The organism is Mycobacterium sp. NGS24 (genome assembly GCF_059813065.1).
On the sequence record NZ_JCALDW010000006.1, the window covers coordinates 100,199 to 121,137 of the forward strand.

A 20,939-nucleotide genomic window follows, 5' to 3' on the forward strand; every position below is an offset into this window, starting at 1 on the left:
CGCGCGTCGTCACACCGCGAACGCGCGCCGCAACGACTGAGCGTGCAGGGCCCGGTTCTCCTGGGAGACAACCCAATCCGGGGCCACCGAGTCGAAGCCGTTGAACGTGGCCGCGATCACGTGCAGCCCGGTGGGGACGTAGGCGTGCAGCAGCCGGTTCGCGTAGTCGATCGCTTCGTCCCGGCAGGGATCGATGTCGGCGCAGCTGACGAAGGTCGGCGGCAGCCCTTCCAGATTCGCCCGGTGCGCAGGGACGTGCTGACCGTTGGCGGTGGCGTGGCCGAGGTAGTGGCCCCAGGCGCGGCTCACCGCCTGACCGTTGAGGCCGGGCGTGCGCTGGAATTCCCGGCGCGACGGTGTGGTGTCGGAGTCCAGCATCGGCTGATGCAGGATCTGCACCAGAATCTTGGGTCCCTCCTCGTCGAACATGCGCTGGGCCAGCCCGGCCACCAGTGCGGCACCGGCGTCACGGCCCATCACCGCGATCCGGGTGGCGTCGGCGTTCAGCTCGGCAGCGTGCTCGACCACGTAGCGCAGCGCCGCCTCGGCGTCCTGCAGCGCCGCGGGGGCGGGATGTTCCGGTGCCAGCCGGTAGTCGACCGACACGACCAGGGTGTCGGAATCGCGGGCCAACTCCACGCAGTGCGCGTGGTCGGTGTCTAGATTGCCCGTCACGAAACCGCCGCCGTGGGCGTAGATCACCAGCGGCAACGCCGAGGTGCCGCCGCCCCGGTAGAGGCGGATGTCCAGCTGCTCGCCGTCCGGACCGGGAATCGTCCGCGTTTCGACGTCGACCCCGGCGGTGTCGACCGCGGCCGCCCGCTCGGCGGCCGCCCGGTGGGCTTGTTCCCGCTCGGCCGACAGACTGTCGGCACTGAACTCGACGACACCCACCCGTTCCGCGGCCTCGCGCAGCGCCGGGTCGATCCGGCTAAGACCCTGCGGCCGTGTGACATTCGTTTGCGTCATGCCCTCATATCTCCCGAAATCGATGTTCCGGCCCGTCGGGCCGGAAACCCTCTTCAAGGTAGACCTGCCCGGTCAGGGCATCAATCGAGGGCAGCACCGTCAGCCAACCGCTCGCCGGGCAGCGCCGCGACGGTCGCGGGCAGACCGTAGAGCGCGGTTGCGTTTCCACGCATGATGCGCTCGCGCTGCACACGCGGAAATCGGTTGATCGCATACATCGGCGAGTCGTAGCTCCAGTGCGGATAATCCGTCGAGAACATCAGGTTGTCACCGAGGTCCATCAACTCCAGGTATTCGCGAAATTGGACGGTGTCGGCGTCTTCCAGCGGCTGGGTGGTGAACCGGACGTGCTCGCGCACATAGTCCGACGGGGGTCGGCGCACCTGCGGCAGATCGCCGCGGCGGGCCGCCCAGATGCGGTCCATGCGTGACATCACCGGCATCGCCCAGGTGAAACCACCTTCGATGAACACCACCCGCAGGTCGGGGTGACGGTCGAACGCGCCGTCGAACACCAGGCTCATCAGGTGCGACACATACAGCAGCGGCCAGGACGCAAAGAAGTCGTGCCAGTGGGCGGGGTTTCCGACCGGGTACAACGGGATCAGCTCGAACGGCGTCTGCCCCATCAGGTGTGTGGCCACCGGCAGCCCGGCGCGTGCCGCCGCCGCGTACAGCGGGTCGAAATGCGGGCTGCCGAACGGGATTCCGCGGGTTTGCGGCGTCATCAACACCTGCGACAGGTACGGGTGACCCGCCCACCGCTCGACCTCCCGGGCGGCCTGCTCGGGTGTCTGCGCGCTGACGCTGATCGACCCGCGCCACCGGCCGTGGGCGTTGCCCTTGTCCAGCCAGACGTCGGCCAGCCAGTCGTTGTAGGTCGACTTCAGCACGTGTTCGGCCTGCGGCAACTGCGCGTCACACATCGGCTCCAGCGAGGCGATGCTCACCCCGGCGTCGACCAGGAGCTGTTGAGCGGCGAAGTCCGGATCGCTGCCGGCCACGCCCCCGGTGGGCGGTGCGGCGTCCATCCGCAGCGAAAACGTCTTGTACGAGTCCGGGGTGTCGTAGAAGTGCGAGACCGGGCTGACGGCGTTGCCGGTCGGCCAGATCTTGTCCACCCATTCGGCCGGCGCGTACGACTTGAGCACGTCGGTGGACACCGGCAACGGGTGCACGTCGGTATCGACGACGGTGACCGCGATCTGCCGTTGCCCAGCCTCCTGCTGCCGATCGGGACAAGCAGCTGTGCGTTCGACAACGGTCATGGTGTGCTTCCTTCACTCACGGTCAGCCCGTATAGCTCACTGGCGTTGCGCCACAGAACTTTTCGTTGTTGCTCGGTGTCCAGACCGTCGGCCGTCGCCGCGGGGGCGGTCGTCGACCAGTGCGGGTAGCCGGAGCCGTACATCACCAGGTCGGCCTTGCCGGAGAAATCCATCCAGCGCGCGGCGTCGGCGGCATCGACGGGCCCGTCCAACGCCGAGGAGCAGAACCGGACATGGTCGGGCAGGTATTCGCTCGGGTAGCGGTCCACCCACGGGGTCTGGTCGCGCATCGACAGCCAGAACGTGTCCAGCCGCCACATCAGCGGGGTCAGGATGTCGTATCCGCCGTCGGCGAACACGAACTTCAGCCCCGGATGCCGGCCGAATACGCCTTCGACGATCAGCGCGGCCAGATGCACGAAGTAGTTCAGCGGCATGAACGCCGCATAACCCGGGTAGGTGTGCGCGTGCCCGGCGAAGGTGGGCGGATGGTCGACACCGTTGCCGCCGTTGACGTGCACCGCCACCGGTAACCCGTGCGCCGCCGCAGCTTCCCAGATCGGCTCGAACATCGGTTTGCCGAACGGCTCACGCGACTGCATGGGCACGCCGACCTGGACCAGCTTGGGGTGACCGGCCAGGCGCTCGATCTCGGCGACCGCGCCGCGGGGGTCCTCCGGGTTCACCCGGATGGTGCCGCGGAACCGGTCAGCGCCGTCCGGTTCCAGCCACCGGTCGATCAGCCAGTCGTTGACTGCGGCGCAGATGCGACTGTTGAGCAGGTAGTCCGCGATATTTCCGCGGGTCAGCGGGTTCAGGATCGCGTAACTCGCGCCGCCCTCGTCGAACAGGTGCCGGCTGACGGTGTCGGGATCCGAGCCCGGGTAGTGCTCGCCGTAGAGGTCGGCGCGGTAGTCGCCACCGGGCGCCTGATACCACTGCTGTTCCACATCGGGTATCGACCGCAGCTTGTGGGCGTCCGGCAGATAGCGCCGCAGTTCGGCGTTGTACCGGAAGTGCGGTTGCACGTTGGCGTCCACGAACGGCAGGAAGGTCTGGTTCATGCGGTCAGATACACCTGCCCCTCGGTGACGTCGACCCGGTAGGTGCGGATCCGGCGACTCGGATCGGCAATGTTGCGCCCGGTGGTGATATCGAATTCCCAGTTATGCCAAGGACATCGGACGATCTCCCCGTCGCGCACCCGACGCAGCCCACCGGGCTCGTCGGGGGCGGGTTCGTTGGTTCCGCCCACCGGGCCCAGGCACAGCGGCGCACCTTCATGCGAGCAGTAGTTGACGATGGCGTACACCGTGCCGTGCACGTTGTACACGCCCACACCGAACTTCCCGACGTCCACCAGCTTCATCTGGCCGGGTGGCAACTCCTCGACGGAGCACACCAGATGGCGTTGCGGCACCGCGGCACCACCGCCCTTCGCCCGCTGTCAGCTAGATTGCTATTTATACTATGATAGCGACATTCCGCTGTCTGGCCCGCCATCCGGGCTCACTCGGTTGCGCAGAGAGGACTCTCAATGACGCTCAGCACCGACCATCAGGACGGCGCCCCCGTGGCCCTCGACCTCACCGGCGAAACCAGTCCGTATCCGTTCTTCGAATACATGCGGCGCACCGACCCCGTCTGGCACGGCTGTCTGGGCGACCCCGAGCAGATGCCGGAGGAACTGCGGCCCAGCGACGAATGGGTGTTGTTCAAGTACGACGACGTGTTCCGCGCCTTCCGCGACGACCAGACCTTCACCTCGGCCAGATACGACGACACCATCGGTTTGGTGATGGGCCACACCATCCTGGCGATGGGCGGCAAGGAACATCACGACCACCGCAACTTGGTGGCCAAGGCATTCCGGTCCACGGCCCTGGAACGGTGGGAACCCTCGGTGATCGGGCCGGTCTGCGATCAGCTGGTGGACGAAATCAAAGACAACGGCGAAGCGGACCTGGTCAAGGCCCTGACCTTCGAATTCCCCACCCGCATCATCTCCTCGCTGCTCGGGCTGCCGCCCGAGGATCTCGACATGTTCCGCCGGTTGTCCCTCGATCTGATCTCGATCCCGACCGACATCATGGCGGGCCTGACCGCTGCGGCCGAGTTGCACGGCTACTTCCTCAACCAGGTCGAGCAGCGGCGGCGCAAACCCACCAACGACATCATCGGCGACCTGGTGGCCGCCGAGATCGACGGCGAGAAGCTGACCGACGAGGCGATCATCGCGTTCCTGCGCCTGTTGTTGCCGGCCGGTTTGGAAACCACGTACCGCTCGTCGGGCAACCTGCTGTACCTGCTGCTGACCCATCCCGAGCAGCTGGAGATGGTCTACCGGGACCGGTCCCTGATTCCGATGGCGATGGAAGAAGGACTGCGGTATGAGACCCCCCTCACCGCGGTCATGCGGACCACCACGCGGGAGGTCGAGATCGGCGGCAAGCTGATCCCGGCCGGCGCGCAGATCGACACGTGCATGGGTTCGGCCAACCGCGACGAAACCCGGTGGAGCAACCCGAACATCTTCGACATCACCCGCCCCCGGCAAGCCCACATCGCCTTTGCCGGCGGAATCCACATGTGTCTGGGCATGCACCTGGCCCGGCTGGAGACGAGGGTGGTCCTGAACAGCCTGTTCGACCGCGTGCAGGACTTGAGGTTCGTCGACGACGACGGAACCGGGGTGGAGTCCAAGATCGTCGGGCTCACCTTCCGCTCCCCCAACAAGCTGCCCGTGACGTTCAGCCCGGCCGCATGAGAAGCCGGGCCGCGATCCTGCACGATGTCGGCGGACCCTGGTCGGTCGAGGAGTTCGAACTCGACGCGCCCCGTGCCGGCGAGGTGCTGGTCCAGTTGGCCGCCGCCGGGTTGTGCCACTCCGACGACCACATCCTCAAGGGCGACATGTCCGCACCCAACGAGGTGTTGAAGGCACTGGGCCTGCCCACCATGTTCCCGATGATCGGCGGCCACGAAGGTTCCGGCGTGGTGCGTGAAATCGGGCCCGGGGTAACCGAATACGATGTCGGCGATCATGTGGTGCTGACGTTCGTGGCGGTGTGCGGGCAGTGCCGCTGGTGCGCCACCGGCATGGAATACCTGTGCGACAAGGGCATCGGCACCCTGACACCGGGCATGCCGACCGACGGGACGTTCCGCCACCACACCGCCGACGGCCGGCCCCTCGGGCACCTGGCCAAGGTCGGCGCGTTCGCCGAACACACTGTGGTGTCGGTGAATTCGCTGATCAAGCTGGAGTCACACCTGCCGCTGGTGCCGAGTGCGCTGTTGTCCTGCGCCATTCCGACCGGTTACGGGTCGGCCGCCAACCGGGCCGGTGTGCGCGGCGGCGATGTGGTGGTGGTGATCGGCGCGGGCGGCATCGGCACCGGAGCGATCCAGGGTGCCCGAATCAACGGCGCCGCGCACATCGTTGCCGTCGACCCGGTGGAGTTCAAACAGAAGTCGGCGTTGCGGTTCGGCGCCACGCACAGCGTCGCCTCGATAGCCGAAGCCCTGGACCTGGTGCGCGACTTGACCTATGGGGTGATGGCGGACGCGGTGGTGGTCTGCCCGTCGTTGATCTCCGCCGACGATGTCCGCGATGCCGTGGCGCTCACCCGTAAGGGCGGGACGTGCGTGCTGACCGGGATGACCTCGCAATTGCAGCAGTCGGTCAACATCAACCTGCAGGAATTCATCCTGATGAACAAGACGTTGGCGGGCACCATCTTCGGCTCGTGCAACGCCAAGGCCGACATCGCCCGGCTGGCCCGGCTCTACCAGACCGGACAGCTCCAGCTCGACGAGATGATCACCCGCCGCTACCGTCTCGACGACATCAACCAGGCCTACGCCGATCTGCTGAACGGCGAGATCGTGCGCGGCATCATCGATTACGCGATCGCCTGACCGCGCCGGGCCGCCTCTGCCGCCGCCCCTCCGCCGCCGACTGTGCGTTTTGTGACAGGACACGCCGGTGCAGCGTCGTGTGGTTCACTCTGAGCGGTCAGCGGCTTTGGCCTTCTGCTTGGCCTCGTGCAGCTCCTTGAGTTTCTTGAGCCGCATCAGCTTTTCCACCTGCCCGTAGGCGTCGATCGGGCTGTGCAACGAGAGACCACCGTCGGCGTGGATGACTTGCCCGGTCACCCAGGACATTTCGAGTGTCCCGAGGATTGCCTCGGCCACGTCGGCGGGTTCACCCAGGCGCCGCAGGGCGGTGCGTTTGGACATGCCCTCGACCCAGGCAGGCCACTTTTCGGCATCGGGCAGCATCGGGGTCCGGGTGACCCCGGGCCCGACGGCGTTGATGCGGATGCCGTGGACCCCCCACTCCACCGCCGCGACCTTCACCAGCATGTCCAGGCCCGCCTTGGAGACGCAATAGGCGCCCATGTCCCGGTCGGCCAGGGTGCCGCTGATGCTCGAGACCACGACGATCGAACCGTGCAATTCGGCGTCGATCATGGCTTGGGCGGCGGCGCGGATGGTGTACCAGGTGCCGGTGAGGTTGACCGACAATACCCGCTGCCATTCCGCAACCGGCATTTCCAGCAGCAGGCCGGACGACCCGACTCCGGCCGAGGTCACCACCCGGGTCGGCACGCCGTGCTCGCGCACGGTTTGTTCCATTGCGGCGGCCACGGCATCGGAATCGCTGATGTCGCAGACGATATCCGGCGCCTCGGGTGCGCCGGCGAGATCCCAGACGACGACGTCGTCTCCGGCCTCGCGCAACCGCGCCGCCACTTCGCGTCCGATCCCGGACCCGCCGCCGGTAACCAGAGCGGTCACCGGGCCGGTCCGATCAAATCGATCCCCGGGTCGGGCGTGCCCGGATCGCCCAGGAAGCGGGAGCGCAACTGAGTGTCCTTGGCGCCGAACAGGTCTGGCCAGTCGCCGGTGAACGTATAGTCGGACAGTTCGGCGAGTCCCAGACCGTCGTACCAGAACCGTCTGGCGAGGTCCGCATCCGCGGTGCAGATCGCAGTGTGATGAACACCGAGCATGCGTTAGGTCGCGATCCTGGTCATGGTGCTCTCCCATAGGTCGTTGGCCAGTCGGGTGTTTCTGGCCAGGCGGTTCACCCGGGCGATCTTGTGCCGCGAATAGTATTCGCCCGGTGTCCAATCCACGCCGGGGGTGCTCGACGCCAGCCAGATCAGTTGCTCGGCGCCCTGTTCGGATGTTGCGGTGTACCGCTCGGTCGGCAGGTAGCGTTTGGAGAACGCCAGCGCCTTTGATCCCGACGCCGGGCCGAAATTGGAGTTGACGTAACCGGGGTGCACAGTTACGGCAGACAGCCCGCGGCTGTGGTAGCGGCGGTGTAATTCCTTGGTGAACAACACGATAGCCAGTTTGGACAGCGCATAGGCGGTGCTGGGGCGGCGTTGCGCGGTGTTCTCCAGGTCCGCGACGCCGGCCCGCACGATCAGCAGATGCGACGAGCTGGTGGTGTTGACGACGGTGGCACGCGAGTCGACGAGCACGTCCATCAGTTGGGTGGTCAGCAGGAACGGGGACAGGTAGTTCACCTGATATGTGTGTTCGTAACCATCCGGGGTGAGGTGGATCTTGGTGCCCATGCAGCCGGCGTTATTGAGCAACACGTCGATGCGTGGGTAGGTGGAGCGGATCTTGTCCGCCAGCGCGCGCGCCTGCGCCAGGTCGGCGAAATCGACCACGAAATGATCCGCGTCCAGTTCTGCGGCCACGGCCTCGGTCTTAGTCTGCGACCGGCCTATCACCACGATGTTCGCGCCGGCGCGACGCAACTCGCGCGCAGCCGCGGCACCGATACCGTCGCTGGCGCCGGTGATGATGATCGTTCTCGGGGTCATAGGCTGATGTCCTCCCGCTGGGAGTCTATGACGTGCGCCACACAGCGGTCACAGCCGCCTCACCGCAGCGAGTAGCGCACCGGCAGGTGCTTGAGACCGCCGACGAACGTGGTGGCCACATACTGCGGATCACCGGTCAGCTCAATCGATTCGAGCCTGGGCAGCAACTCGGTGAAGAAACTGTTGACCTCCATGCGGGCCAGTGCGGCGCCCATGCAGAAGTGCACCCCGTAGCCGAACGCGACATGCTTGTTCGGCTCCCGACCGACGTCGAAGCGGAACGGATCGTCGAAAACCTCTTCGTCGCGGTTGCCCGAAACGTACGACAGCAGCACCGACTCGCCCGCGGCGATCGGAACTCCCCGTACCTCGGTGTCCCGGGCAGCGGTGCGCATGAACTGCTTGACCGGGGTGACCCAGCGGATCATCTCCTCGGTGGCCTGCGGCATCAGCGAGAGGTCGTCGCGCAGCCGCTGCAACTGGTCGGGATTCTCGGCCAGCGCCTGCAACCCGCCGGAGATGGTGGCGCTGGTGGTGTCGTGCCCGGCGGTCGCGACGATCAGGTAGTAGGACACCGTCTCGATGTCGGACAGCGGTTCGCCGTTGAGCCGGGCATTGGCGATGGCCGATGCCAGGTCCTCGGTCGGGTGCTCGCGGCGCGCAGCGGTCACGTCGTTGAAGTAACCGAAGATGTCCAACAGCGCGGGTAGTTGGTCTTCGACGGTGGTGCCACGTTTGAACTCGGTGTCGTCGCTGCCGAACAGCTCCTGGGTGAGCTTGAGCATGCGGGGGAAGTCGGCCTCGGGTATGCCGAGCAGCGACATGATCACGTAGAGCGGGTAGTTGACGGCGACCTCTTGGACGAAGTCGCATTCCGGCCCCACTTCCAGCATCTTGTCGACATAGATCTTGGCCAGCTCGTCGACACGAACCTTCAACGCCCGCATGGCTTTCGGCCGAAACCAGTTGGCTCCGATCGCGCGGACGTCGCGGTGTTGCGGGTCGTCGAGATGGATCAGCGTCTTGACCCCGATGGCGGCCTGCTGATCGTCGCCCTGGGCAGTGGTCAGGACCGGGCGCGGCCAGTTGGTGAACAGCGTGTTGTCGCGCTCGATGTCCATGATGTCGGTGTGTTTGGTGATCGCCCAGAACGGCCGATAGTGCTCCACCTCGACCCAGGACACCGGAGCACTGGCACGCAGGTGGGTCAGTGCGGCGTGCAGGCGGCGCTCGTCGGTGTAGGTTTGCGGATCGGCCAGCAGCTTGGCGGCCTCATCCATGACCGTAGCGTTCACGGGCCAATCTCCTTCCAGGCGGCGGCAATACAGTCTTGGGAAGCGGCGTAGAAGATCGGCCACACCGGGTCGGCGATGCCCTCGCAACGGCTTCGCAGTGCGGCACCGATTTCGCCGACCGGTGCGACCACCGCCAGGGTGCTCAGAATTTCATCGTCGACGAGTGCGGCCATCGCGTCCCACTCGCCTGCTTTGGACATCCGGTGCAGTTCGGTGTGCAGGTCGCCCCAGCCGTGCAGGTCCAGCACCCGGCGGTAGGCGGGTGTGGACCCGTAGAACGCAATCTGCTTGCGCGCAGCCGCGATTGCGGTCGCCAGCTCGGCCTCGTCGGTGCCGGTCGCCACCATCACTTCGGCCGCGACTTCGAAGTCGGCGCGGTCCCGCCCGGCGCGTTGCAGGCCGCGCAGTAGCGTCGGCATCGTCACCTCGGTGAGGTAGCGCCTGGAGACCATCGGGTGACCGAGGTGGCCGTCGGCAACCTCACCGCACATCTCCGTCATCGCCTCCCCGACGGCGGCCAGGAACACCTTCGGGGCCGGGTGCGGCATGGGCTCCGGGGTGAACATCGGGGTCATGATCTTGTGCGTATAGAACTCGCCTTCGAACCGCAGCCGTTCGCCGTCCTTCCACGCCGACCAGATGGCTCGCAGCGCCGCGACGAATTCGCGCATCCGGCGGGCCGGGTGGCTCCAGGGCATGCTGAACCGCTTCTCGATATGGGCCTGGATCTGGGTGCCCAGCCCGAGGATGAACCGGCCCTGCGAGTACGCCTGCAGATCCCAGCCCAGGTTGGCCACGGTCATCGGACTGCGCGCGAACGCGACGGCGATGTTGGTGCCGAGTTCCAGACGCGTGGTGTGCTCGGCGGCCAGCAGCAGCGGCAGGAACGGGTCGTGGCTGGTCTCGGCCGTCCAGCCGCCGGCAAACCCGTGTTGTTCCAGTGCGGTGGCGGCCTCGACCGCGTCGTCGAGCCTGTTCGGGATACCTCCGTCGATCTTGAGGCCCCCACGCGACATGATGGAAAAGCTACAGTAAGCGATTCGGTAGGGTCAACGTGTTCGATGCGCGCCGGCACCGACCCGCTACAGTGAGCAGTTCAACAGGTTCGGCCCGGCGAGTGAGGACCAGGATGGGTAAGCCCGAGGATTGGGAAGAAACCCTCGTCGACCTCGACCGGCGTCGCCGCCACGCGTGGGCCATGGGGGGCCCGGAGCGCCTCGACAAGCACCGCGGCAAAGGCAAATTGGACGCCCGCGCCCGCATCGACTATCTGCTGGACCCGGGTACCTTCCGCGAACTGGGTACTTTGGTCGGCGGCGACACCGCGGCCGACGCGATCGTCACCGGATCGGGTCTGATCGACGGTCGACCGGTGATGGTGGGCGCTGAGGACTTCACCACGCTGGCGGGCAGCATCGGCCCCGGCGGCAACTCCAAGCGGCACCGGATCGCCGAACTGGCGGTGCGCAACAAGGTCCCGATGGTGATGTTGCTGGACGGCGCCGGCTTCCGGCCGACCGGTGGCCACTACGGCCGCAGCCCCACCGACCTGCTCGCGCAGACGCAGTGCTCGGGCCGGGTCCCGACGGTGGCAGCGGTGTTGGGGCCGTCGGCGGGACACGGCGCTCTGGTGGCCCCGGTGTGCGATTTCCGGATCATGAGCCCGACACGGCACCATCTTCACCGCCGGACCGCCGGTGGTCAAAGAGTCCACCGGCGAAGACATTTCGAAGGAGGACCTGGGCGGCCCGGCTGTCGCGCTGCCCAGCGGGGTGATCCACAACGTCGCCGAGGACGACGAGTCCGTGCTCGACGACATCCGGCGTTATCTGTCGTATTTCCCGCCCAGCGCGTGGTCGTACCCGCCGGCGCTGGAACCGGACGAGACCTGCGAACCGCGACCGACACCGGAGTTGCTCAGCATCGTCAGCCGCGACAACCGCCGCGTCTACGACATGCGCGCGGTGCTCGACGTCGTGTTCGACCGGCCCGATTGGTTCGAGGTTCAACCGATGTTCGGCAAGGCGATCATCTGCGCGCTGGCCCATCTCGGCGGCCAACCGGTCGCCGTCGTCGCCAACCAGCCGCAGGTGCTGGCCGGTTCCATCGACGCCGCGGCCGCGGACAAGGCGGCGCACTTCATCCTGGTGGCTGATTCGTTCCACCTACCGATCATCTTCCTGGCCGACAACCCGGGCATGCTGCCCGGTAGTCGCTCGGAGAGCCAGGGCGTGCTGCGCAGCGGTGCGCGGATGTTCGCCGCCCAGACCGCGGCGACGACAATCAAGTTGCACCTGACGTTGCGAAAGGCGTACGGCTTCGGTTCGATGGTGATGTCGCTGCTCGGATTCGACCAGCAGACAGCCACTTTCGCCTATCCGGGTGCGACGATGGGCGCCATGAGCGCGGCCGCGCTCACCCGCGCCTCGCACGCTGCCGAGGATCTGTCCGCCAAGCTGCGCAAGGCCGAATTGCAGGCCTCCTACCGGTCGGCGGAGAACATGGGCTTCGACGAGCTGATCGATCCGCGGGAGACGCGCGACGCGCTGCTGGATGCCTTACGGCGCGGCCTGTCCAGCCGGCAGGCGGTCGCCGAGCCGGTAACGCGCACGGTCATCCTGCCCTGACCCCTTTGGCGCGAGCAGACGCAAAAGCCCCTATTTCGCAACGAAATTGGGGGCTTTTGCGTCTGCTCACGCTACTGCGCGGCCCGGTAGGCGGCCACGACGGGTTCCAGTTCGTCGGGTGTGGCGCCATGCAGGATCACCGCGTCGGCGCCGTAGTCGAACTCGCGGCGAACCCGCTCGGCACACTGCTGCGCCGACCCGGTGGCCGACGGTTCCAGCCACTCCTCAGGAATCAGCGTCGCGATGTGCTCGATCTGCTCGGGCGTGGCTTTGTGGTCGATCCCGCCCGCGATCGACGTCACCACCGGGTCTTCGCGGAACCGTTGCAGCACAGCGGGATCCCACTTGTTGGTGTTCACCAGCAGGTCGCCGTAACCCTGCAGGTAGGTGGCAAGGCGGGCAACAGTCTTCTTCAGGCGCAGCTGCTCGGGCAGGTGGTCGCCGACCGTGGCGAAGCACGACCACACCCGCACACTGTCGGGGTTGCGGCCGGCTTTTTCCGCGGCCGTCTTCACCGTGGTGACGCAGCGCTGCAACGTTTCCGGGGTGAAGTAGGTGTGCAGGATGACGTCGTCGAACACCCGACCGCCCAGCGCCAGCGTGTTGGGACCGAACGCCACCAACGCCAACCGGATGTCCTCGTCGAAGTCCGGGTCGAGAAACAGAATGGGGTACTTGCCCATTGGGCCGTCGTGATTGAAGATCAGCTCGCCGTGCCACAGCCGGCGCATGACGTTCGCCCAGTCCTCCATCTGGGCGGTGGTCACCGCCGGGATGCCGAACGCCCCGTAGATCGCGGCAATGCCCCGGCCGATGCCCAGCGTGAAACGGCCGCCCGACAACCGGTGCATGGTGGTCGCCCACGAACCGGTGATCAGCGGATGACGGGTGTTGTGATTGGTTGCGGCGGTGGCGATCTGCATGCGGCTGGTCACTGCGCACGCCGCTCCCACCAGAGACGAGGCTTCCTTGACGTTCCATCGTTCGGAGATGAACGCGGTGCCGAAGCCGAGTTCCTCGCCCCGGCGGGCCTCGTCCATCAGGGTCGCGGGACCCTCTCCCCCCGCTCCGGCCAGCAGGTAGTAGCCCAACTCGTCGAGAACGCGATCACTCATCCGAACCCCTGACTTCGCGCAGGAACCGCTCCGAGACGGTCTGAACCCGGCGGGAGAACACGTGACTGACGTGTCCGCCGGCATACCAGTACAGTTGCCCGCCCCATCTCTCCTGTAACACCAGCGCCGGTTCCAGCATCGCCATCCGGTCATGCCGGGCGGCGACGATCAGCCGCCGGTGCGGCGGCGGGGCCGGGTCGGCCCGCAGCGGGTCGATCACCGACGTCAGCTGCGACACCACGTCGGATTGCAGCAACGTGCAGTAATCCCGGCGCGACGAACCCGACCTGCTCAGGTGCCGGGCGATCATCGAGTTCAACCCCAGGATCGGGGTGTACAACGCGACCGCGTCGATGTCGCGCTCGAGATGCGACACCAGTGCGGCCACCGGGCTGCCCATCGACACTCCGGCCACCACAACGGTGGTGGCTTGTTTGCGCACCCAGCGCAGCACCGCGCGGATTTCCGACACCGACCGCATCATGCCTGCGACATTGCCCAGCGGATCGGTGTCGGGATATGCCGGCCAATACCCACGCCGGCAGCCGTGCCCGGGTTGAACGGGCATCGCGACGTTGTAGCCCAGGCCGCGGTGCACGCGGTCGATGCGCGACATCAACATGTCCTCCGCACCACCCTGACCGGCGCCATGGATCCAGATCAGCCATGGTCGCGGACCGTCACGGTGCCGGCACAGGTGCACCGCCGCCCGCGCGGCGCCCCCGAAGCCCTCGTCCACCAGCGTCTGCGGCAGTGCGGGGTCGTGCTCGAAGGTCATGCGCTCGTACGCCAGCCCTGCGATGCGGCGGCGTCGGACGGCGCGCACGTGCAGTGGCGCGGGCTCGGCGTGGGCTCCGTCGATGCCGAGCGCTGACAGCTCCTCGGCTGCCGCGGCGCACTCCTGCGCCGTCCGCACCGTCGTGGGCCTGCCGTCATTGAGCACCGAAAAGCCGGTCAGCACAAGCTCATCCAGGAACACCTCGCCGAAGGGGCGCACCCCGAACGGCTGCCCCCTGACCCCGGACACGGTGCGCGGCAGCAGCATGCCCAGTTCCCGGCTGATGCCCAGCCCGCGGGTTGCCAACGACACGACCAATCACCTACCTCAGCTTGAATCCGGCGTACCCGGTGGTCGCGACTTCGTCGCACCGCCGGCGGTATTCGGGGATGCCACCGGTGTAGCCCATGTACATCCGTTTCTTGCCGGGAACGTTGCCCCCGTTGTACCAGGAGCTGCAGGACGGGTGTACCAGCACCGTCGGAGCGACGAGCGCGGTGGCGTGCTCGATCCACTCTTGCTGGGCGGTGTCCAGCGCCTCGATGGTACGGATCCCGTTGCCCCGCAGATACGCGATGCAGTCCCCGATCCATTCGACGTGTTGTTCGAGCGCAGCCACGAAGTTGGTCGCTGCGCTGGGGCTGCCCGGGCCCTGGACGGTGAACAGATTGGGAAATCCGGCGACCGCCAACCCGAGGTAGGACAGCGGGCCTGCCTCGGCCCAGAACCCGCCCAACGACATGCCGTCGCGGCCGCGGACGTCGATGCGGCTCAGCGCGCCGGTCATCGCGTCGAACCCGGTGGCGTAGACGATCACGTCCAGTTCGTGTTCTCCGCGGGCGGTGCGGATGCCGGTGGCAGTTACCTGCTGGATCGGGTCGTTGCGCAGGTCGACCAGGATGACGTTGTCCCGATTGAACGTCTCGTAGTAGCCCTGGTCGATGATCGGCCGCTTGCAGGCGAACGGGTGTCGCGGCACCAGGGCGGCCGCGGTCTCGGGGTTTCGCACAATTCGGGCAACGGCTTCACCGTACAGTTGCGCGGCCATCTGGTTGGCCTCGATGTCGAAAAAGACGTCACTCCAGTTCAGCGCGCCCAGCACGCCGTTCTCCTCGATGGCGCGCAGCTGCTGCTCGCGGGTCGCTGACTTCAGCGGCGGGCTGGCCAGCATCTCCAGCAGCACCGAGAACGCGCTCAGCCGTGCCGCCCCGATCGGATGGTCGCGCTGCGCGGCTCGGATCTCGGCGTAGCGCGCTTTCATCTCGTCCAACTCCCCGGGTTCGAACCGGTGCACCTGCCACGGCAGCGTGTACGGTGCCGAACGCTGAAACACGGTGAGCTGCTTGGCTTCCTGCGCAACGACGGGAATGAGCTGCACTCCGGTGGAGCCGGTGCCGATCACACCGACCCGCTTACCACGCAGATCGAAGCCCTCGCGCGGCCAGCGGCTGGTGTACAGCGACGTCCCGGCGAAGGACGCCATCCCGGGGATATCGGGTTCCACAGGGACCGAGAGGATTCCGGACGCGGCGACCACGAACGGGACGGTGAGCGCTTCACCCGCCTGCGTGCGCACCTCCCACGCCGCGGCGTCCTCGTCGAAACGCATCGCGACCACCTCGGTGTTGAACGCGATGTCGCGGCGCAGGTCGAGCTTGTCGGCGACGAAGTTCAGGTAGGCCTCGATCTCGGGCTGGGCCGGCATGGACTCCGTCCATACCCATTCCTGCTGAATCTCCTCGGAGAAGCTGTAGGAGTATTCGATGCTCTCGATGTCGCAGCGTGCCCCGGGATACCGGTTGAGCAGCCAGGTGCCGCCGACGTTCTCCGCCATCTCCAGCACCCGGGCCCGCACACCGAGCTGGCGCAGCCGGTGCAGCATGTACAGGCCGGAGAACCCGGCACCGATCACCAGAACGTCAAGATCCACCCGTCACCTCCGGTCTGGCACAAGTCTTGAGCTGCCGAATCACCGGCTCCCCCGCAGGTCGTGACCAGACATAGAGCTCCTTGCCCGCGCCGGACGAATGGTGTCAAGTTGCTGAAATCTATACTGTAATAGATTAAGTATCAGCCCATAGTCGAAAGGCGCCGCCGTGCAGGTCCCTTTCACCTGGAAAGTCACCGGGTGGTTCATGGTCGGGTGGTCCCCGGAATTCCCGGTCGGCGAGGCTCGGCCGTTGCAGTACTTCGGTGAGGACCTGGTCGCCTACCGCGACGACTCCGGCGAACTGCACATCCTGGAAGCGCACTGCAAACATCTCGGCGCCCACCTCGGCCATGGCGGCAAGGTGGTCGGCGACTGCCTCCAGTGCCCGTTCCACGGGTGGCGCTGGGGTCCGGACGGCACCAACCGGTACATCCCCTACCAGCCGGAGCGGCCCAACCGCGCGCTGCGGCTGCAGGTCTACCCGGTGCGGGAGCAGTACGACTGCGTGTTCATCTGGCACCACCCGGACGGCAAAGAACCCCAGTGGGAAATGCCCGATATCTTCAAGAAGTTCCCGCAGTTCGAGACCGACCCGGCGGCCTACTACCGGGCGTACCCGGAATTCTCCCGGCGCGCCGAACGCGAACCGGTGCATCCCCAGATCGTGGCCGAAAACGCCCCGGACAGCGCGCATTTCGAATACGTGCACCACGCCACCGTCACGCCCCGGGTGTTGGACTGGAAGATCGTCGAGCACGAGTGGCAGTTCACCGCGGGATGGCCGGACGCGCGCAGCGACAACCCGGACGACCTGGCCCTGATCTTTCACAGCCACCTGTTCGGTCTCGGCGGGGCGATCAGCGTTTTCGAGGGCGCCCAGAACCATCGGCTGATCTTCACCTGCACGCCGGTCGACGACGAGCGTTCCGACCTGTTCTACTCGATCTGGTGGCCGCGCGTCCCCGGTGACGACGCCCCGGTGCCTGCGGGCAAGCTGCGCGAGCTGATCGAAAGGCAGTTCCTGTCCACCGTCTTCGACGACCTGGAAATCTGGCGGTACCAGAAATATGTGGAACGCCCGGCGCTGTCCAAGACCGACGCGAAAGGCTATATGGCACTGCGAAAATGGGCGACACAATTCTATGACGCGGCACCGGCAGTGGGCGCCCGGGGATGACCGACAAACTCGCCGGTCTCGTCGGACCCGGGCACACCGCGATCGTCACCCAGGAGTGCCAGGGTGCGGTCATCGGCCCGCACGCCGGACTGGCGATGCTCGCCGAGGAGGCCCGTCGCGTCGCACTGCCCAATATCGCGCGCCTGCTGCCCGCGGCCCGGGCGGCCGGCGTGCACGTCGTGCACTGCTTGGTGCACAAGCGTCCGGACGGGCTGGGATCCAACCGCAACGCCAAGATCTTCACCCTCGGGCAAGGACAGGTCGACATCACCCCGGGCACCCCGGGTGCGGCGCTGCTCCCCGAATTAGGGCCCGCACCAACCGATCTGGTTCTTTCCCGCTGGCACGGGGTGGGCCCGATGGGTGGTACCGACCTGGACGCGGTGCTGCGCAACCTGGGGGTCAGCACGGTCGTGGTGGTCGGCGTCTCGCTCAACATCGCGATCCCCAACTTCGTCATGGACGCCGTCAACGCCGCATACCGGGTGGTGGTGCCCCGCGACGCAGTGGCCGGCATCCCGACCGAGTACGGCGAGGCCGTCATCGCCAATACGCTCTCGCTGCTGGCCACCGTCACCACCACCGAGGACCTGGTGCAGACCTGGACGGCGCAATGACCGAGACCGCATCCCCGGCCCGCGGGGGATTCCCCGATGTCAGACCCGTGGAAGACGCACCTGAGGAACTGGGTCCTTTCGCGGCCGCCCTGCGGCGGTTGCAGGATCTGACCGTCTCCACCCGCCCGGACAGTGCACTGTGGGCTGCCGCCGCCGGTCATATCGAGCAGGCGTGCGCGCTCCTGGACGGCCACCAGGTTCCCGAAGTCGACGCGGTGGCCGGTCGGGTGCTGAGCCTGCCCGGCCTGGGCCATCCCCTGCTGCCGCCCTGGAGCGTCACCGAATCCGGCCCGGACGGGGTGGTGATGCACGGACATTTCACCCAAGCCCACGTCGGCGGTAACAACGCGGTGCACGGCGGGATGATCCCGCTGCTGTACGACTGGTTGTTCGGCATGGTGGTCACCGCCGCCGAGATCCGGCCCACCCGCACCGCCTATCTGCACGTCGACTACCGCAAGATCACGCCGATCGACGAGCCATTGACCGCTGCGGGGCGCATCAGCGAAGTCGACGGCCGCAAGGTTTTCATTGCCGCTACCATGACGGCGACCGACGGCACGGTGCTGACCGAAGCCAACGGGCTGATGGTCCGCCTGCTACCCCACCAGCCTTGAGGCGCGAGCAGACGCAGAATCGCACTGCGGCAAGCTCATCCGTGCGATTCTGCGTCTGCTCGGCAGAAAGGACACTCGTGCCCGAGACCGAATTCACCGTCCCCGCGGTCGTGGCGGCCGTCGCGGCCGCGATCCCGGACCGCGACCTGATCATTCAGGGCGACCGGCGGTTCAGCTACGCCCAGATCTCCGATCGCGCCAACCGCCTGGCCAACTATCTGCATTCGCGCGGACTGGGTTGCCACACCGAGCGCGCAGAGTTGGCCGGCCACGAAGCCGGGCAGGATCTGCTGGGCATCTACGCCTACAACGGCAACGAGTTCGTCGAATCCCTGCTCGGATCGTTCGCCGCGCGCGTCGCGCCGTTCAACGTGAACTTCCGCTATGTCCGGCAAGAACTGCAATACCTGTTGGCCGACGCCGGCGCCACCGCCCTGATCTACCACGCCGAGTTCGCGCCGCGGGTGGCAGAGATACTGCCCGATCTGCCCGGGCTGCGAGTGCTGATCCAGATCGCCGACGACTCGGGCAACGAATTGCTGGATGGCGCAGTCGATTACGACGAGGCACTGGCATCTGCCAGCCCCGAAGCCCCGCCCGTACAGCACTCGCCCGACGACCTCTATGTGCTCTACACCGGTGGCACGACGGGGATGCCCAAGGGTGTGCTGTGGCGTCAGGCCGACATCTTCATGACCTCCTTCGGTGGGCGCGACCTGGTCACCGGTCAACCGGTCGGCTCCGTCGAGGACGTGGTGGCGCGGGTGACGGCCGGCCCGGGTACCAGGCTGATGGTGTTGCCGCCGCTGATGCACGGCGCCGCGCAGTGGAGTGTGATGACGGCGCTGACCACCGGGCAGTCGGTGGTGTTTCCCGCAACCGTGCACCGACTCGATGCCGACGAGGTGGTCCGCACCATCGCACGCGAAGGGGTCCTGGCGGTCACGGTGGTCGGCGACGCGATCGCCAGACCGCTGGTCGCGGCGATCGAGAATGCGAACGTCGACCTGTCGTCGCTCGCCGTCGTTGCCAACGGCGGGGCGCTGCTGACGCCGTACGTCAAGCAACGGCTGATCGAGGTGCTGCCGAACGCCATCATCATCGACGGCGTCGGATCCTCGGAGACCGGCGCGCAGATGCACCACATGTCCATGTCGGGGGCGGTGTCGACCGGTACCTTCAATGCCGGGCCGGACACCTTCGTGGCCGCTGAGGATCTCGGCTCGATCCTGCCCCCGGGCCACGACGGGCTGGGCTGGCTGGCCCAACGCGGGTACGTTCCGCTGGGGTACAAAGGCGATGCGGTCAAGACCGCCGCGACCTTCCCGGTCATCGACAACGTGCGCTACGCGATTCCCGGTGACCGTGCCCGTCACCGCGACGACGGCCACATCGAGCTGCTGGGTCGCGACTCGGTGACCATCAACTCCGGCGGGGAGAAGATCTTCGCCGAAGAGGTCGAGACCGCGGTCGCCTCCCATCCCGCCGTGGCCGACGTGGTGGTCGCCGGACGTCCCAGCGAGCGGTGGGGCCAAGAGGTGGTGGCCGTGGTGGCGCTGGCTGACGGGGCCCGCGCCGATGCCGCCGAGTTGATCGCGCACGCAGCAACGTCGTTGGCGCGCTACAAGCTTCCGAAAGCGGTCGTGTTTCGCGATGTCATCCAGCGCAGCCCGTCGGGCAAGGCCGACTACCGGTGGGCGCGAGCCCAGGCCGAAGCGGGTTAGGCGGGCGCCGCCCGCCTCGGCTCTGCGTCCAGGGTGCAAGAGTGCGAGTGCGCCACACCCTCACCGCAGAATCAACGCGTTCGAGCGGTGGCTAGGCGTCCACTACACCGACCGCCGCCTCGGCCCGTCGCTCGTAGCAGGCCCGCGCCGCGTGATCGATGTCGTCGAGAAACAGGGTGTCCGCGCCGACTCGCTTGTTGAACCAGCGCCGGCCGCGCGCCCCGAGCATCGCCACCACCGGTCCGACGAACCGGGTCGGTTGCGGCAGCGCCACATGAGTGCGCGGCCTGTCCAGCGCGCCGACGATCGCCGCGGCCACCACCTCGGGCCGCACCGGTTTGCCGATACCGGCGGCGTTCGTCCCAGCGATCAGCTCGGTCTGGGTGAACGGCGGCAGCACCACCGTGACATCGACACCGCGGGAGGCGAATTCGTCGGCCATCGCGACGCTGAGTCCGACCACACCGAACTTGGTCGCCGCGTAGACCACCTGTCCGGGGATCGCCATCACGCCCGCCATCGAGGCGATGTTCACGATGTGCCCGCGCCGGCGTGCCACCATCTCGGGTAACACCAGCTGACAACCGTTGAGCACCCCGCAGAGGTTCACTTCGATGGCGGACCGCAACGCCTGCTGCGATTGCCCGATGAACGAACCTACCGGCATCACGCCGGCGTTGTTGATGAGCACGTCGATGCGGCCGCCGCTGTCGCCTCGTGCCCGGTCCAGGAACGCGGCGAACGACGCCCGATCGGAGACGTCGAGCAGGTGAGCGGAAAGCTGGCCCGCAGCACCGAGTTCCGTGACCGCCGCCGCCAGCGCCGCACCGTCGCGGTCGCCGATAACCACCCGCGCGCCGCGGGCCAATAGTGCTCTCGCGGTGGCGAATCCGATGCCGCGGGCGCCACCGGTGACGACGACCGTGCGGCCCCTGACCCTGTCTGTGCCCCTGTCCAACATGGCCGTACCTTT

At 67.0% G+C, this 20,939-nt stretch carries 19 protein-coding genes and 1 pseudogene; 7 read left to right on the forward strand and 13 right to left on the reverse strand.

All coding sequences use genetic code 11. The features are described 5' to 3' along the window. Nucleotides 1–9 precede the first annotated feature (9 nt). The 4 genes from AC5Y6Y_RS10775 to AC5Y6Y_RS10790 all read right to left on the reverse strand — a co-directional run bounded on the left by AC5Y6Y_RS10775 (nt 10) and on the right by AC5Y6Y_RS10790 (nt 3,657). Nucleotides 10–969, reverse strand: a complete 960-nt coding sequence (locus AC5Y6Y_RS10775; protein ID WP_499929998.1) for an alpha/beta hydrolase — start codon at nt 967–969, stop codon at nt 10–12. An 80-nt stretch (nt 970–1,049) separates the two neighbouring features. After that, nucleotides 1,050–2,237 carry an amidohydrolase family protein gene (locus AC5Y6Y_RS10780; protein WP_499930000.1) on the reverse strand — a complete coding sequence of 396 codons (1,188 nt, stop codon included), beginning with the start codon at nt 2,235–2,237 and terminating at the stop codon, nt 1,050–1,052. After that, entirely contained in the window at nt 2,234–3,301 is a 1,068-nt protein-coding gene (locus AC5Y6Y_RS10785; RefSeq protein WP_473139693.1) for an amidohydrolase family protein, read from the reverse strand. Before AC5Y6Y_RS10785 ends, AC5Y6Y_RS10780 begins: the two co-directional genes overlap by 4 nt. Next, on the reverse strand, nt 3,298–3,657 hold the full coding sequence (locus AC5Y6Y_RS10790; RefSeq protein ID WP_463826529.1) for a Rieske (2Fe-2S) protein: 360 nt from the start codon (nt 3,655–3,657) through the stop codon (nt 3,298–3,300). Before AC5Y6Y_RS10790 ends, AC5Y6Y_RS10785 begins: the two co-directional genes overlap by 4 nt. Before the next feature lie 117 nt (nt 3,658–3,774). On the opposite strand from AC5Y6Y_RS10790, the gene AC5Y6Y_RS10795 reads away from it, so the two are divergent. Together AC5Y6Y_RS10795 and AC5Y6Y_RS10800 are read left to right on the forward strand one after the other, a co-directional pair. Next, complete coding sequence (locus AC5Y6Y_RS10795) at nt 3,775–5,004, forward strand: cytochrome P450 (protein WP_499930003.1); 1,230 nt, start codon at nt 3,775–3,777, stop codon at nt 5,002–5,004. After that, nucleotides 5,001–6,158, forward strand: a complete 1,158-nt coding sequence (locus AC5Y6Y_RS10800) for a Zn-dependent alcohol dehydrogenase (RefSeq protein ID WP_499925681.1) — start codon at nt 5,001–5,003, stop codon at nt 6,156–6,158. Before AC5Y6Y_RS10795 ends, AC5Y6Y_RS10800 begins: the two co-directional genes overlap by 4 nt. Nucleotides 6,159–6,242: 84 nt before the next feature. Here AC5Y6Y_RS10800 and AC5Y6Y_RS10805 read toward each other — a convergent pair whose 3' ends face one another. From AC5Y6Y_RS10805 to AC5Y6Y_RS10825, 5 genes are read right to left on the reverse strand one after another with little or no spacing between them, the layout of a single operon-like run. Beyond that, nucleotides 6,243–7,040 (reverse strand): SDR family NAD(P)-dependent oxidoreductase, encoded by a 798-nt coding sequence (locus AC5Y6Y_RS10805; RefSeq protein ID WP_463826532.1) that lies wholly within the window; start codon nt 7,038–7,040, stop codon nt 6,243–6,245. Then, on the reverse strand, nt 7,037–7,255 hold the full coding sequence (locus AC5Y6Y_RS10810) for a VOC family protein (protein ID WP_463826533.1): 219 nt from the start codon (nt 7,253–7,255) through the stop codon (nt 7,037–7,039). Before AC5Y6Y_RS10810 ends, AC5Y6Y_RS10805 begins: the two co-directional genes overlap by 4 nt. Before the next feature lie 3 nt (nt 7,256–7,258). Then, the gene (locus AC5Y6Y_RS10815; RefSeq protein WP_499930005.1) at nt 7,259–8,086 is read right to left on the reverse strand and encodes an SDR family NAD(P)-dependent oxidoreductase; all 828 of its coding nucleotides are present in this window, start codon (nt 8,084–8,086) and stop codon (nt 7,259–7,261) included. A gap of 59 nt (nt 8,087–8,145) precedes the next feature. Then, nucleotides 8,146–9,366, reverse strand: a complete 1,221-nt coding sequence (locus AC5Y6Y_RS10820) for a cytochrome P450 (protein WP_463826799.1) — start codon at nt 9,364–9,366, stop codon at nt 8,146–8,148. Nucleotides 9,367–9,377: 11 nt separating this feature from the next. Next, nucleotides 9,378–10,397: an LLM class F420-dependent oxidoreductase gene (locus AC5Y6Y_RS10825; RefSeq protein ID WP_499930007.1), complete on the reverse strand. Its 1,020-nt coding sequence runs from the start codon at nt 10,395–10,397 to the stop codon at nt 9,378–9,380. A 113-nt stretch (nt 10,398–10,510) separates the two neighbouring features. Here AC5Y6Y_RS10825 and AC5Y6Y_RS10830 point away from each other — a divergent pair. Further along, a pseudogene (locus AC5Y6Y_RS10830) lies at nt 10,511–12,008 on the forward strand (acyl-CoA carboxylase subunit beta). 71 nt (nt 12,009–12,079) lie between these two features. On the opposite strand, the gene AC5Y6Y_RS10835 reads toward AC5Y6Y_RS10830, so the two are convergent. Genes AC5Y6Y_RS10835 through AC5Y6Y_RS10845 form a run of 3 tightly spaced genes read right to left on the reverse strand, consistent with a single transcriptional unit; the run spans nt 12,080 to nt 15,831 of the window. Beyond that, nucleotides 12,080–13,123 (reverse strand): TIGR03857 family LLM class F420-dependent oxidoreductase, encoded by a 1,044-nt coding sequence (locus AC5Y6Y_RS10835; RefSeq protein WP_499930009.1) that lies wholly within the window; start codon nt 13,121–13,123, stop codon nt 12,080–12,082. Beyond that, the gene (locus tag AC5Y6Y_RS10840) at nt 13,116–14,213 is read right to left on the reverse strand and encodes an alpha/beta hydrolase (RefSeq protein ID WP_463826538.1); all 1,098 of its coding nucleotides are present in this window, start codon (nt 14,211–14,213) and stop codon (nt 13,116–13,118) included. Before AC5Y6Y_RS10840 ends, AC5Y6Y_RS10835 begins: the two co-directional genes overlap by 8 nt. 10 nt (nt 14,214–14,223) lie before the next feature. Further along, on the reverse strand, nt 14,224–15,831 hold the full coding sequence (locus tag AC5Y6Y_RS10845) for a flavin-containing monooxygenase (RefSeq protein WP_499930011.1): 1,608 nt from the start codon (nt 15,829–15,831) through the stop codon (nt 14,224–14,226). A gap of 166 nt (nt 15,832–15,997) precedes the next feature. Between AC5Y6Y_RS10845 and AC5Y6Y_RS10850 the strand changes: the two genes are divergently transcribed. The 4 genes from AC5Y6Y_RS10850 to AC5Y6Y_RS10865 all read left to right on the forward strand — a co-directional run bounded on the left by AC5Y6Y_RS10850 (nt 15,998) and on the right by AC5Y6Y_RS10865 (nt 19,966). Then, complete coding sequence (locus AC5Y6Y_RS10850; RefSeq protein WP_463826540.1) at nt 15,998–17,008, forward strand: Rieske 2Fe-2S domain-containing protein; 1,011 nt, start codon at nt 15,998–16,000, stop codon at nt 17,006–17,008. Further along, nucleotides 17,005–17,625 carry an isochorismatase family protein gene (locus tag AC5Y6Y_RS10855; protein ID WP_463826541.1) on the forward strand — a complete coding sequence of 207 codons (621 nt, stop codon included), beginning with the start codon at nt 17,005–17,007 and terminating at the stop codon, nt 17,623–17,625. The genes AC5Y6Y_RS10850 and AC5Y6Y_RS10855 overlap by 4 nt, the downstream gene beginning before the upstream one ends. Further along, nucleotides 17,622–18,242 carry a PaaI family thioesterase gene (locus AC5Y6Y_RS10860; protein WP_499930014.1) on the forward strand — a complete coding sequence of 207 codons (621 nt, stop codon included), beginning with the start codon at nt 17,622–17,624 and terminating at the stop codon, nt 18,240–18,242. The genes AC5Y6Y_RS10855 and AC5Y6Y_RS10860 overlap by 4 nt, the downstream gene beginning before the upstream one ends. A 77-nt stretch (nt 18,243–18,319) precedes the next feature. Next, nucleotides 18,320–19,966, forward strand: a complete 1,647-nt coding sequence (locus AC5Y6Y_RS10865; RefSeq protein WP_499930016.1) for an acyl-CoA synthetase — start codon at nt 18,320–18,322, stop codon at nt 19,964–19,966. Between the two features lie 91 nt (nt 19,967–20,057). Here AC5Y6Y_RS10865 and AC5Y6Y_RS10870 read toward each other — a convergent pair whose 3' ends face one another. Beyond that, on the reverse strand, nt 20,058–20,927 hold the full coding sequence (locus AC5Y6Y_RS10870; protein WP_463826544.1) for an SDR family oxidoreductase: 870 nt from the start codon (nt 20,925–20,927) through the stop codon (nt 20,058–20,060). Between the last annotated feature and the right edge of the window lie 12 nt (nt 20,928–20,939).